The organism is Streptomyces sp. NPDC007901, assembly GCF_042959465.1.
Lineage (GTDB): Bacteria > Actinomycetota > Actinomycetes > Streptomycetales > Streptomycetaceae > Streptomyces.
Genome location: NZ_JBIBKW010000013.1, coordinates 14,180 through 26,524, shown reverse-complemented (window position 1 = coordinate 26,524; position 12,345 = coordinate 14,180). Strand labels below are relative to the sequence as shown.

Here is a 12,345-nt window from a genome sequence, read left to right as displayed (position 1 = left end):
CCTCAGGACAGTGCCTCCGGCTCCAGATCGCCCAGGTAGGCCGCCCGTACAGCCGGGTCCCGGCGCACCTCCTGAGGGGTGCCCGCACAGATCCGGCGGCCGAAGTCGAGCACGACGATCTCGTCGCAGACACTCATCACCATGTCGACGTCGTGTTCGACGAGCAGCACCCCCATGCCCCACTCGTCGGCGAGCCGCCGTACCAGACGCGCCAGCTCCCGGGTCTCGTCGTCCGACAGGGCGGCGGCCGGCTCGTCGAGGAGCAGCACGGACGGCGAGGCCGCCACCGAGCGGGCGATGGCCAGCAGCCTCCGCTCCCCGTACGACAGGTCGCCCACCGGCCGGTCCAGACTGTCCTGCAGCCCGAACTCCCGTACGGCGACCAGCACATGGGCGGGCAGCGGCCGGCGGCCGGGACGCACCAGGTCGGTGAGGCCGGCCCACGGCCCGGGCCGGTCGCAGGCGGCGTAGAGGTTGTCCAGGACGGTCATGTCCTCGAACAGCTCCAGCGACTGGAAGGACCGGCTCAGCCCGGCGCCGGCCCGCCGGTGCACCGGCATCCGCGTCACGTCCCGGTCGCCGAGGCACACGCTGCCGGACGCGGCCCGGGTGAAGCCGGTGACGGCGTCGATGGCGGAGGTCTTCCCGGCGCCGTTCGGACCGATCAGGCCGACGACCCGGCCGGGCTCGACGTCGAAGGAGAGCCCGTCGACCGCGACGACACCGCCGTATCGCACGGTCAGCTCCCGCACCCGAAGGGGGAGCGGCGCGGCACGGGTCACGTGGATCTCCCCCTCTTGTTCGCTCGGCTCTGGCGTGACGGCCGTGCGCCCCCGGCGCAGCCTGCGCTCAAGTCCCTTGGCCTGCCTGCCGACTTCCTGCCCGATGCCGTCCTGGTTCCTCACCAGCGTCAGCACCAGCACGATCCCGCCGATCAGCGGCATCCAGTCGCTCAGCCCCGGCAGCAGCAGATCCCCGAAGCGGGCACCGACCGTGCCCGCGGCGAACGTGGCACCGAACAGCGGGCCGACGAGGTAGCCGACCCCGCCGATGACGGCCAGTCCGAGCGCGGTGATCGAGTCGAAGCTCGCGAAGTCGGCGAAGACCACGGACGTCGACCGGAAGCCGATGAGCACACCCGCGAGCGCGGCGATCGCCGCCGAGAGGCCGAAGGCGTAGAGCTTGACCGCGCGGACGTCGATGCCGAGGGCCGCCGCGGCCCGCTCGTTGGCCCGTACGGCGACGAGCCGGCGGCCCGTGCGGCCGCGCCGGACGTTGGCGACCGCCAGCGCGGTGACGACGAAGGCCACCAGGACCACGGCGGCGTAGCGCTGCGGATGGTCGATGCCGGAGACGGCGATGCCGAAGAGGGTCTGCTTGCCGACCGCGATGCCGTCGCTGCCCGGTGTCGTGGACAGATCGGTGTTCTGGAAGACCATCGCCTCCAGCGTGGTGCCGAGCCCGAGGGTGATGATGGCCAGGTTCACCCCACGGGTGCGGACCGCCGGGAGCGCGAACAGCAGACCGATCGGCACGGTCCCCAACACACCAGCCAGAAGGGCTGGTTCGAAGGGCCAGCCCCAGTCGGCCGCCGCATGCCCGGCGATGAAGGCGCCGGTCCCGGCGAGGGCGTAGGCGGCGAGCGAGACCTGCCCCGCGTAGCCGGTCACCACGACGATCGACAGGATGATCAGACAGAGCACCAGCGTGTTGGTGATCGCGTCGGCCCACAGCGGCGAGGAGACCGCCACCAGGACCAGCCCCACCACGACGGCGGCGGCCAGCGGCACCGGACGCACCCGGCCCGTGCCCAGTGCGGGCAACCGGTCGAGGAAGGTGCCCCGCAGCGGGAGTGCCCTGCCGCGGACCACCAGCACGAGGGCGATGCAGAGGAAGGGTACGGAGGAGGCGAGCCCGGTGACGCCGGAGCCGAACCGGGTCAGCTCCGACTGCACGACTCCGATGCCCAGGCCGCCCGCGAGCGTGATGGGGAACGAGGTGAACCGGCCGACCAGGGCGGCGGCCAGCGCGCTCAGCAGCAGGGTGGTCAGCCCGGTCACCGACAGGCCGATGACCGGCACGATCAGAATGCCCGTCAGCCCGGCGAGTCCCGAGCCCAGTGCCCAGTTGGCGGCGGCGACCAGACCGGGGGACCAGCCGAGCGCGGCGGCGGCACCCTCGTGCTCGGCGACGGCGGTGGTACCGAGACCGAACAGCGTGTGCCGGTAGACGAGATGGAGGACCACGGTCACGGCGACCGCGATGCCCAGCAGCCAGAGCCGGTCCTCGGAGACCGTCGCCCCGGCGAGCGTCAGCAGCCGGGTCGGCAGCCTGCCCGGCACCAGTTGCAGGCTGTCGCCGTACCGTTTGACGGCGACGGCGGTGAGCACGATGAACACCGCCAGCGTGCCCACCAGCCGGGCCAGCGTGGAGGCCCGGCGCAGGGGCCGGATCACCAGCAGGTGGGTCAGCAGTCCGAGCAGCGCGGAGCCGGCGACCCCGCAGGCGGCGGCCGGCCAGTACGGCATGCCGTGCCGGGTGGCCAGTTCCCACTGCAGGTAGGCCCCGGCCATACCGATCGCCCCGTGGGCGAGGTTCAGTACACCCGAACCCCGGTAGACCAGCACGATGCCGTGCGCGGTGAGCGCGTACAGGGCTCCGAGGCCCAGTCCCAGCAGTGCGAAACGCAGGATGTCGTCCATCTGTGGCACCTCCAGACAGACAGACTAATTATTTAAATAATTGTGTCCAGAGTACTTCACTAAACAATCCGACGCCTCCATGCTGTTCGGCATCTCGGCCCAGCATCCTCGCGGAGGAACCATGAACCAGCCACGCCGACACAGAACCGCCGCTGCGGGCGCACTCGCCGTCACCGGAGCCCTGCTCGCCGCCGGCTGCGGGGGAGGGGCGGCGTCCGACAGCTCCGCCGAGACCTCCTCGCTGAAGGGCGCACCCGTCAAGGTGATGGTCTGGAACCCGGAGGACACCCAGGGCAGCGCCCAGCCCGGCGTCCGGCTCACCGCACAGGCCTACGAGAAGTGGATCAACGCCAACGGCGGCATCAAGGGAGCTCCGCTGAAGGTCATCACCTGCAACGAGAAGAACGACCCCGACGAGGCGGAGAAGTGCGCCCAACAGGCCGTCGCCGACAAGGTCGTGGCGGTCGTCGGCTCCTACAGCCTGGCCGGAGATCGCTACATGCCGATCCTGCAGAAGGCCGGCATCCCCTACCTCGGCGGGACCGGCGTCTCGGCCGCCGAGTTCTCCAACCCCCTGTCGTACCCGGTCAACGGCGGCACCCCGGCGGTGTTCGCCGCGCACGGCCGGCAACTGGTGCAGTCGGGCTGCAAGAAGGTCTCCGGCGTGCGCTACGACCTGGCGGCGGCCGCCATCGTCTCGCAGTTCCTCACCCTGGGCGTGACCTCCGCCGGCGGGACCGCGCCCAAGGACCTCAAGGTGCCGGTCACGGCCACCGACCTCGCGCCGCAGGTCGCCGCCGCCACCAAGGGCAGCGACTGCGTGAGCGTCATCCTGGGCACCCACTCCGACCTGTTCGTCAAGGCATACGTGCAGTCCGGGGCGAAGACGAAACTCGGCAGCGTCGTCGGCAACCTCACCCCCGACCTGGCCGCGAGCACCGGCGGCAGCGGCAGCCCGCTGGAGGGCGCCGTGATCACCGGCTACTACCCGCCGGTCTCCGACAAGGCATGGAAGGGCTTCACCGAGGCCGCCTCCGGCGACAAGGACATCGACACCTCCAACGGCGCCAACGAGACGACCTGGGTGGCGTTCACCGTCTTCACCGAGGCCGTCAAGAAGCTGCCGACCATCTCCCCGACGGCCCTCGTCAAGGAGCTGAACACCGCACAGGGCATCAGCACCGGCGGCCTCACCCCGCCACTGAACTGGAAGGCGTCGACAGCACTCCCGATCAAGGGACTCAACCGCATCCACAACACCACCGCCACCGAACTCACCATCCGCGACGGCAAGATCGAGTGGGCGAAGTCCGGCTCCACCTTCGTCGACGTCCGCAAGATCCTGACGGCCGCGTCGGCCGGCTGACGGGAGAACGCCCGTGCACGACAACGGACATCCCCTGATCGAGACCCGTGCCGTGTCCGCCGGATACGGCACCCGGCCCGTGTTGCGCGACCTCGACCTGGAGGTCCGCCCCGGCGAGGTCGTCGCCCTGCTCGGACCCAACGGCGCGGGCAAGACCACCACCCTGCGCGTCCTGGCGGGCGAACTAGCCCCCATGAGCGGCGAACTGCGCTGGCTCGGCGCCCCCGGCCGGGCACCGCTGCACCGCCGCGCCCGCGAAGGCCTCGCCTACGTCGGCGAGCGGGCCGTCTTCAGCAGGCTCGACACCACGGACAACCTGCGCGTCGGCCGGGTACGGACCGACCAGGCCCTGTCCCTGTTCCCGGAACTCGAAAAGCGGCTCAGGATCGGCGCGGGCATGCTCTCCGGTGGAGAGCAGCAGATGCTCGCCCTGGCACGCGCCCTGGGCCGCGCGCCCAAGTTGCTGCTCGCCGACGAACTCTCCCTCGGCCTGGCGCCGCTCGTCGTCGACCGCCTCCTGCGGGTGGTCCGCGAGGCGGCCGACCAGGGTCTTGGCGCGCTCCTGGTCGAACAGCACGTGCGCAAGGTGCTCGGCATCGCCGACCGCGTCTACGTCCTGCGCCGAGGGCGCGTCGAGTTGGCCGGCACCCCGGCCGAACTGCGCGCGAACCTCGATGCGCTCGAGTCCTCCTATCTGACCAAGAACCCCGCGTCATGACCGAATGAGGTGGTAGCCGTGCCCAGCGCACGCGAACAGATCCGGGCCCTGGTCCGGTCCGGCGACACATTCCGTCAACCCGCCGAGGAAGTGCGGGAGTTGCAACTGGAAGCCGCGCGGGAGGCCTTCACCGCCCACCGCGAGCGGATCCCGCTGCTGCGCACCCGCGCGGAGGAGACCGGCGTCCGCGAGATCACCGCTCTCGCCGACCTCGTACCGCTGCTGTTCTCCCACACGAGCTACAAGTCGTACCCCGTCTCCCTCATCGAGAGCGGCCGATGGGACCGGCTCCTGCGCTGGTACTCGACCGTCTCCGTGGTCGAACCCGTCGACGTCGACGTCGAGGGCGTCACGGACATCGACGAGTGGACCGACCGCATCACCGCGGTCGGCCACCGCCCGTACATCACCAGCGGCACCTCGGGAAAGGTCTCCTTCCTCAACTGCGACACCGACGACCTCGACTTCCTGCACACCGTCCTGGAGAACCTCACCTGCTGGCCAGACCCCCTGCCCCCGAAACCCACCCGCCGCGGCTACCTGCTGGCCCCGGCGAGCGGCCCGATGCGCTCCATCGACGGCTTCCGCTGGCACGCGGACGTCTTCGCGCGGCCTGGGGAGACCCGGCTGCTCACCGATGCACCGCTGAAGGTGTCCGAGCTGATGGGCAGCGCCCTGCTGCGCCGGCGGATGGCCGAGGGCACCGCCACCCCGCGGGAGATCAGCTCCTTCGAGACGGCATCGGCCTCCCGTGAGCAGGAGCTGGACGCCGCGCTGACCGCGATCGTCGACGACATCCTCGCGCACCGCGACGAACCGCTGCTGATCGCGGGCATGAACAACCAGCAGTTCACCCTGATCCAGGCCCTGCGGGCGCGGGGCGTCGCCGACGGCAGCCTGCACCCCGACACCCTGGTGCTCAGCGGCGGCGGCAACAAGGGCCGCGCGCTGCCCGACGACTACCAGCAGCAGTTCGCCGCGTTCTACGACGGCGTACGCCGGGTGCGCAGCTACGGCATGACCGAACTCCAGGGATCCTGCCTCGCCTGCGAGAACGGCCGCTACCACGTGCCCCCGTGGGTGATCCCCCTCGTCCTCGACCAGTCCGGCGAGACGCTCCTGAACACCGAACATGGTGTCAGGGAAGGGCGGTTCGCCTTCCTCGACGTCTCCCTCTCCGGCCGCTGGGGCGGACTCATCAGCGGCGACAAGGTCTCCGTGGACTTCTCACCCTGCGACTGCGGCCGGCCGGGACCGGCCGTACTGCCCGACATCCAGCGCTACGGCGAACTCGGCGGCGACGACAAGATCACCTGCGCCGCGACACTCGACTCCTACGTACGGGGGATGATCCACGGATGAGCGGCACGGCACTCGACGGCGCCGTGGCCGTCGTCCATGTGATCCGCGGCGAGGTCGACCAGAGCCCGCACACCCCGCACGGCCGGGGCGCCTTCACCGCACCCACCCTCGACCTCGACCGCCTGGTGTGGCCCCGCACGGAACCCGGCCTCGCCTTCCACGTCCCCGCCGCCGAGATCGTCGACCTGCTGGTGGAGACCGGCGAGGCGCTCAGGTCGGACCGGCAGGGCCTGCTCGCCGAGGCGCTCGACCGCATGGTCCACGTCAGCACCCTCCCCGAGGAGGTGCTCGAACGGGCCTACGCCGCCCTGTGGCGCGGCTTCCGCAAGCCCGCCCTCCAGGCCCAGATCGACCACGAACTCGGCGGCACGGAGGTCCTGGACGGCTGGCGCGAGGTGCGACTGCCCGAGGGCCGGATCGCGGCGACCCGCGCGTTCCCGCCGCGCCTGGTGCACATCATCGCCGGCAACGCCCCCGGCGTCGCCGCCCAGACCGTCGTGCGCGGGGCCCTCACCAAGGCCGTCAACCTCCTCAAACTCCCCTCCAACGACCTGTTCACCGCGACCGCGATCCTGCGCACCATGGCCGCCGTGGCCCCCGGACATCCCGTGGTGCGCTCGTTCTCCGCCGTGTACTGGCGCGGCGGCGACGAATCGGTGGAGAGCGTGCTGTTCCGCCCGCAGTTCTTCGACAAACTGGTCGCCTGGGGCGGCGAGGCCACCATCAGAGGCGCCCTGAAGTACGTAGGACCCGGGTTCGAACTCGTCTCCTTCGACCCCAAGACGTCCATCTCCCTCATCGGCCGGGAGGCCTTCGCATCCGCCGAGACTCTGGCGCAGGCCGCCGACGCGGGCGCCGCCGACGCCACCTTCTTCAACCAGCAGGCGTGCGTGGCCAGCCGCTTCCAGTTCGTCGAGGGCACCGAGGAGGAGGCCGACCGCTACGCCGCCCTGCTGTGCGAACGCCTCGGCGTGGCCAGGGAGTTCAGCTCCGCCGAGGGTCCCCGGGTCCCGGCGGGGCTCCGCGAGGAGATCGACGTCCTGCGATTCCTGGCCCCCGAGTACCGGGTGTGGGGCGGATACGACGGTCACGGCCTGGTCGTACGCTCTCCGGAACCGGTGGACTTCCATCCCGACGGAAAGATCGTCAACGTCGTCCCGGTCGCCGCACTGTCCGACGCCGTCGCTCACGCCGGGGTCGCCACCCAGACGGTCGGCGTGTACCCCGGCAGCCGCAAGGCCGACCTGCGCGACGCCCTCGCCTGCGCCGGCGTACAGCGCGTGGTCTCCCTCGGCGGAGCGGGCGGCATGCCGCCGGGCCTCTCCCACGACGGCTTCCACCCGCTGCGCCGGCTGATGCGCTGGGTCAACGACGAGTGACCCCAGGGACCCGGTCCCGGGTGCCCGGTGCCCGGCAGGGGCGGCCGGGGGCGCCGTTGCCTCGGCCGACGGGGGTCCCGTGTCTACCGGGCGGAGGAAGCGAGCCGTGTCCCGGCGATCTGCTGGGCGGCTCGCAGCGGCGTGACCGCCGACGAACGGGCCAGATCGAGAAGGCGGCTGACGGTGTCACCGATCCCTTCCACGCGCTTGTGCGCCGCCCCGTGGCCGTAGCCCTCCGACTCCCGGCTGAGCGTGTAGACGATGCCGCCGGCACTGGCGACGTAGTCCGGGATCCAGACGACGCCGCGCCCGGCCAGGTCATCGGCGACGGAGTCGTCGGTGAGCTGGTTGTTGGCCGGGCCCACGACCAGGCGCGCGGCAAGCCGGGGCACGGTCGCCTCGCCGAGGACACCGCCGACGGCCGCCGGGACGAAGATGTCGGCCGGCGCGGACAGGGCCTGATCGGGCTCGACCCATCCGTACCCGCGGGCCAGGGCCGCGTCCTTGCGCGACGGCTCCACATCCGACACCACGACCCGCGCGCCCTCGGCGGCCAGACCGGCCGCGATCCCGCCGCCGACCGACCCGAATCCGCTGACGACCACGGTGCGCCCGGCACACGAGGCGTCGCCGAACACATGCCGGGCACCGGCGCGCAGGGCGGCCAACACACCGGTGGCGGTGGGGCCGCCGGAGTCGCCGGTCCCGCCGTGCTCCTCGGGCGCGCAGTACGCGTACGGCGAGAACCGCTTCAGAACCACCATGTCCTGCGGGCCGGTGCCGATGTCAGGACCGGTCCGGTACGAGCCCTCCAAGGAAGCGATCAGCTCGCCCAGGTCCTCAAGCGCGGCCTGGCGCAGCTGCGCGGTCAGTTCGGTGTCCTTGCCGAGGGCGATCACGGTCTTGCCGCCGCCGAAGTCCAGACCGGCCACCGCGGCCTTGAAGGTCATGGCCTCGGACAGACGCAGCGCGTCCGCCAGTCCGTCCTGCCAGGTGTCGTAGCGGCGCAGTCGGCAGCCGCCCACCGCCGGTCCCAGCGCACGGGAGTGGATCGCGATGATCAGCGGCAGCCCGGATCGGACGCCACGGCGGACGATGACCTCTTCATGTGCAAATGCTTGGCTCACGACTCAGAAGCTAGAGTGGCGCACGGAACACCGGACGCTCGGCCGAATTAAATTCGGTCCCAGGGGAGTGGGGGCAGCCATGGACGAAGTTGATTCGGCGATCGTGCACCATCTGCAGCTAGACGGTCGGCTCTCCAACCGTGCCCTCGCCGAGAAGCTCGGCATCGCACCGTCCACCTGTCTCGAACGCACCAGGCTGCTGCACAAGCGCGGCATCATCCAGGGGTACAAGGCCCAGGTCTCCCTGCGCGCACTCAACCGCCCGGTCCAGGCGATGGTGGCCACTCAGATCCGGCCCCTCCGCCGGGACGTCGTCGCCGCCTTCGAGAAGTCGGTTACCGAACTCCCGGAAGTCGTCTCCGTGTACACGATGGCCGGCAGCGACGACTTCCTCGTCCACGTCACCGCCCAGGACATCGACCACCTGCATGCCTTCCTCCTGGACCAGTTCACCAACCGCCGCGAGATCGTCGGCTTCCGCACCTCGATCATCTACCAGCACCTCACCAACCCGGTCCTGGACCCGCTGCCCCCGACGCCGGAGCAACGCACCTGAGCCTTCCCGCTCGCCCGGGCCGGACGTCCCCGCACATGTGCGGTCCGAGCGGTCGAGCCGTACTCCTTGCCGAAGGAGTTCACCCCGGCGCGAGCGGCCTGCACGACCACGAGCGCTCAACGACCCGCCGAACGGGGCAGGACAAACGAGGCCCTGTGCCTGCCTCTCGCGGGCGCCTCACCGTCTTGGCCCCCGCCCACTGCCGGACATCGCGGCCGTCGACAAGAACCCGACGCGGTTCCGGGCGCTCTCGACCCTGCCTACGACGCATTCTTCACCGCCGCGGCGGAGCTCGGTCAGCCGGTCTTCGTCCGCTCGCAGATCCCCTCGGAGACTGCGATGTCTCGTCGACCGAACGGCGTCCTCCCGTCAGTTGGTGTCGTCGGCGAGTCGGGAAGGACCAGAAGTGCGGGAATGGGCCTGGCCCTTTCCGACCGTCGCTCCATGATCGACCACGAGGCGCCCGGCCCCGATAGGGCCCAACATTCCCTACCCCGGCCGTGGATAGGGCCGAACGGCCCTTCTTCGCGCCGCTGAGCGGACATAAGTGAACTGGCGGTTCGTCAGACGCTCGCCGATCACCGATCCTTTTACCAATCCATGACGAGCCCAAAAGGATCTGTGGAACCCTCGCATCCGTACGTCTCTGTGTGCGGGATCCGATAAACCGGATCAGGAGACACGGTGCTCGTTTCACGGACGGCGGCGGGAACTCTCTTTCTGGGCGGTGCGCTCAGCATCACCCTCGGCTCGCTCCTCTACCCCTCCATGCTCGGAGTCCAGAAGGTCAGCAGCGCACCCGAGCGGGTCGTCGCCACTCCGGCGACCGGGCCGCTGACGGCGGCCGACCGGGGTTTCGTGGTCAAGGTGCGCTCGGCCGGACTGTGGGAGTACCCCGTCGGTCAGAAGGCGTTGCAGAAGGGGACGACGAAGGCGGTCAGGAGCGCTGGGGAGCACCTGGTCGACGGAGACGCCGCGTTGGACGCCGCCTGCCGCACCGCGGCCGATCAGTTGGGCATCGCACTGCCCAACCAGCCCTCGCCTCAACAGCAGAGCTTCACGACCCGGCTGAACACGGAGCACGGCAAACAGTTCGACACCGACATGGCCACCACCGTGCGCGCGACGAACGGCCAGTTCCTCACCACGATCGCCGGCGTCCTCACCACCACGAGGAACTCGCTGGTCCGCGCTCTGGCCGACCAGGCCAACAGCATCGTGCTGGACCACATCACAGCCGTGGAGAAGACCGGGCTGGTCGACTTCGACCAGGTCCTCGTCCAGGAAACCACCGCACCCAATCTTCCTGCCCAGGACCTGACCCCACCGCCCGCAGTCGCGGGCCAGCCGCAGGTCGTCCTCACCCCGCCGGCGAACAGCACGGTGTCACCGAGTCCGACAACGGGGTGAGGACCCGCACTGATACGTCACGGTCTCCTCGAGGCGGCCGGATCACTCCTGGCACTGCTCGTAACAGTGGCCTTCCATGCCACTCGCAACAGGCGTGGTGCGACGAACGCACCACGTCGTCGTCCAGATCGTAAAACTCCGTGATGATCCGACCGTCCTCAACCACTACCAGCTCCTCCCGGGCTGGCTCGGCTACGCGTCCACCGCGCGGGCCGCCGCGGCGCTCGGCGCACCGCTGCCGAAGGGAGCGCTGGGCGGGGACGGCCCGGGACGGCTCACGCTCGGCGAGGGGCCCCCGGCGCCGATGGCCCCGCTGGCGGGGTGGGGCAACCAACCGCCGACGGATCCGCAATCGGGCGAACGTTTCCGGGGCCGTGAGACGATCGCGGCGCAACGTGGCGGGCACCCGGCCGACCGGCACTTCACCATCCTGCGCATCACAGGCGACGCGAATGTATGGGTGAGCGAATGTGTCATCACCTACGACGGCGTGCCTTCGTACCGGTGAGCGTCATGGAATGCGCCGACCAGCAGGTCGTGCACGAGACACAGTACTTCGCCGGTTCCTTCGGCACGCCCGCGTGGCGGGTCGCGCTCGCCGAGCCGATGCCGGGGCGGACCATCGAGGAGGCCTGATCGGCCTCGTCGAGCAACGCCGGCCTGTCGGAGTTCGGCGAATGCCTGGGCTCGCCGGATACCTCAGGGGCATCAGGCGCGCTTGCCGTCGCCTGTGGTGTGCGTGGTACGGAAGCGAGCCCGGTAGGTCCCCGGCGTGATGCCGAGGTTGCGCGTGAAGGCCCGGCGCAGCGACTCGGGTGACCCGAAGCCGGTGCGCCGGGCCACCGTGGCCATGGGGTCGTCGCTGTCCTCCAGCATCGCCTGGGCGGCTTCCATGCGGACCTGCTCGACGTAGCGGGCCGGCGTCGTGGTCATCTCGTCGTGGAACAGGCGTGTCATGTGGCGGGTACTCACCCCTGCGCGGCGCGCCATGGTGGCAAGGGTGTGCGGGGCGGACGGGTCCTCGGCGACCGTGTCCAGGATCCGGCGCAGCATCTCCTGTCTCGCGCGCGGGGTGTGGGTACGGACACTGAACTGGGACTGGCCTCCCGGCCGCTGCATGAACACGACCATGTCCTTGGCCACAGCGCGGGCGGCATCGGCGCCGAGGTGCTCCTCGACCAGGGCGAGCGCGAGATCGATGCCCGAGCTCACGCCCGCAGAAGTCATGATGTGACCATCGCGCACGAACAGGGCGTCCGCCTCCACGGTCACCTGCGGGTAGCGCAGAGCGAGCTGGTCGGCGAAGCGCCAGTGCGTGGTCGCCCTGCGTCCGTCGAGCAGTCCGGCGGCGGCGAGGAGGAAGGCTCCGGTGCAGATGGACGCGGTGCGGCTGCTGCGCGCGTCGAGCGCTCCAATGGCGTCGAGCAGGGCGTCGTCCTTGATGAGGGAGGGCCACTCCGGGCCGCCGGGAATGACGACGACGTCGCCGGCCTCCTGTACCTGCGCGGCAGCCAGGTCGACGCGTAGTCCGGTGCCGGCCGCGGTGATCACGTCGGCGCCGTCGGGGGAGACCGTGCGCACGCGGTAACGGCCGCCGAATTCGTTGGCCGTCGCGAACACCTCGATCGGGCCGGTGACGTCGAGCAGGCGTACGCCGGGGAAAACCAGCACGGTCACCAGGAGAGGCTTCCTGCCCGACTGCGTGTCCTTCATCGTGCGCCTCCC

11 protein-coding genes are annotated in these 12,345 nt (G+C 70.6%); 8 read left to right on the top strand and 3 right to left on the bottom strand.

Features of this window, described 5'->3' with window-relative positions; genetic code table 11:
• Positions 1–2: 2 nt before the first annotated feature.
• Positions 3–2,702, bottom strand: a complete 2,700-nt coding sequence (locus tag ACFZDK_RS34860) for an ATP-binding cassette domain-containing protein (RefSeq protein WP_390978145.1) — start codon at positions 2,700–2,702, stop codon at positions 3–5.
• 121 nt (positions 2,703–2,823) lie between these two features.
• On the opposite strand from ACFZDK_RS34860, the gene ACFZDK_RS34855 reads away from it, so the two are divergent.
• The 4 genes from ACFZDK_RS34855 to ACFZDK_RS34840 are packed head-to-tail and all read left to right on the top strand — an operon-like array spanning position 2,824 to position 7,527.
• Positions 2,824–4,068 (top strand): ABC transporter substrate-binding protein, encoded by a 1,245-nt coding sequence (locus ACFZDK_RS34855; RefSeq protein ID WP_390978143.1) that lies wholly within the window; start codon positions 2,824–2,826, stop codon positions 4,066–4,068.
• A 13-nt stretch (positions 4,069–4,081) separates the two neighbouring features.
• Entirely contained in the window at positions 4,082–4,786 is a 705-nt protein-coding gene (locus ACFZDK_RS34850) for an ATP-binding cassette domain-containing protein (RefSeq protein WP_390978140.1), read from the top strand.
• An 18-nt stretch (positions 4,787–4,804) separates the two neighbouring features.
• Positions 4,805–6,148 (top strand): hypothetical protein, encoded by a 1,344-nt coding sequence (locus ACFZDK_RS34845; RefSeq protein WP_390978138.1) that lies wholly within the window; start codon positions 4,805–4,807, stop codon positions 6,146–6,148.
• The gene (locus ACFZDK_RS34840; RefSeq protein WP_390978136.1) at positions 6,145–7,527 is read left to right on the top strand and encodes an acyl-CoA reductase; all 1,383 of its coding nucleotides are present in this window, start codon (positions 6,145–6,147) and stop codon (positions 7,525–7,527) included. The genes ACFZDK_RS34845 and ACFZDK_RS34840 overlap by 4 nt, the downstream gene beginning before the upstream one ends.
• Positions 7,528–7,610: 83 nt before the next feature.
• On the opposite strand, the gene ACFZDK_RS34835 is transcribed toward ACFZDK_RS34840, so the two are convergent.
• On the bottom strand, positions 7,611–8,654 hold the full coding sequence (locus ACFZDK_RS34835; protein ID WP_390978134.1) for a Glu/Leu/Phe/Val dehydrogenase dimerization domain-containing protein: 1,044 nt from the start codon (positions 8,652–8,654) through the stop codon (positions 7,611–7,613).
• A gap of 79 nt (positions 8,655–8,733) precedes the next feature.
• Here ACFZDK_RS34835 and ACFZDK_RS34830 point away from each other — a divergent pair, with 79 nt between their 5' ends.
• The 4 genes from ACFZDK_RS34830 to ACFZDK_RS34815 all read left to right on the top strand — a co-directional run bounded on the left by ACFZDK_RS34830 (position 8,734) and on the right by ACFZDK_RS34815 (position 11,256).
• Entirely contained in the window at positions 8,734–9,210 is a 477-nt protein-coding gene (locus tag ACFZDK_RS34830) for an Lrp/AsnC ligand binding domain-containing protein (protein WP_390978132.1), read from the top strand.
• A 720-nt stretch (positions 9,211–9,930) separates the two neighbouring features.
• Positions 9,931–10,620: a DUF4142 domain-containing protein gene (locus ACFZDK_RS34825; RefSeq protein ID WP_390978717.1), complete on the top strand. Its 690-nt coding sequence runs from the start codon at positions 9,931–9,933 to the stop codon at positions 10,618–10,620.
• 76 nt (positions 10,621–10,696) lie between these two features.
• On the top strand, positions 10,697–11,128 hold the full coding sequence (locus ACFZDK_RS34820; protein ID WP_390978130.1) for a hypothetical protein: 432 nt from the start codon (positions 10,697–10,699) through the stop codon (positions 11,126–11,128).
• Complete coding sequence (locus tag ACFZDK_RS34815; protein ID WP_390978128.1) at positions 11,125–11,256, top strand: hypothetical protein; 132 nt, start codon at positions 11,125–11,127, stop codon at positions 11,254–11,256. Before ACFZDK_RS34820 ends, ACFZDK_RS34815 begins: the two co-directional genes overlap by 4 nt.
• 72 nt (positions 11,257–11,328) lie before the next feature.
• On the opposite strand, the gene ACFZDK_RS34810 is transcribed toward ACFZDK_RS34815, so the two are convergent.
• Positions 11,329–12,333: a DJ-1/PfpI family protein gene (locus ACFZDK_RS34810; RefSeq protein ID WP_390978126.1), complete on the bottom strand. Its 1,005-nt coding sequence runs from the start codon at positions 12,331–12,333 to the stop codon at positions 11,329–11,331.
• Positions 12,334–12,345 lie beyond the last annotated feature (12 nt).

Coding starts and splice junctions, on each gene's coding strand:
- ACFZDK_RS34860 (WP_390978145.1), bottom strand. CDS start 2,702: ATGGACGACATCCTGCGTTTCGCACTGCTGGGACTGGGCCTCGGAGCC.
- ACFZDK_RS34855 (WP_390978143.1), top strand. CDS start 2,824: ATGAACCAGCCACGCCGACACAGAACCGCCGCTGCGGGCGCACTCGCC.
- ACFZDK_RS34840 (WP_390978136.1), top strand. CDS start 6,145: ATGAGCGGCACGGCACTCGACGGCGCCGTGGCCGTCGTCCATGTGATC.
- ACFZDK_RS34830 (WP_390978132.1), top strand. CDS start 8,734: ATGGACGAAGTTGATTCGGCGATCGTGCACCATCTGCAGCTAGACGGT.
- ACFZDK_RS34820 (WP_390978130.1), top strand. CDS start 10,697: ATGCCACTCGCAACAGGCGTGGTGCGACGAACGCACCACGTCGTCGTC.
- ACFZDK_RS34810 (WP_390978126.1), bottom strand. CDS start 12,333: ATGAAGGACACGCAGTCGGGCAGGAAGCCTCTCCTGGTGACCGTGCTG.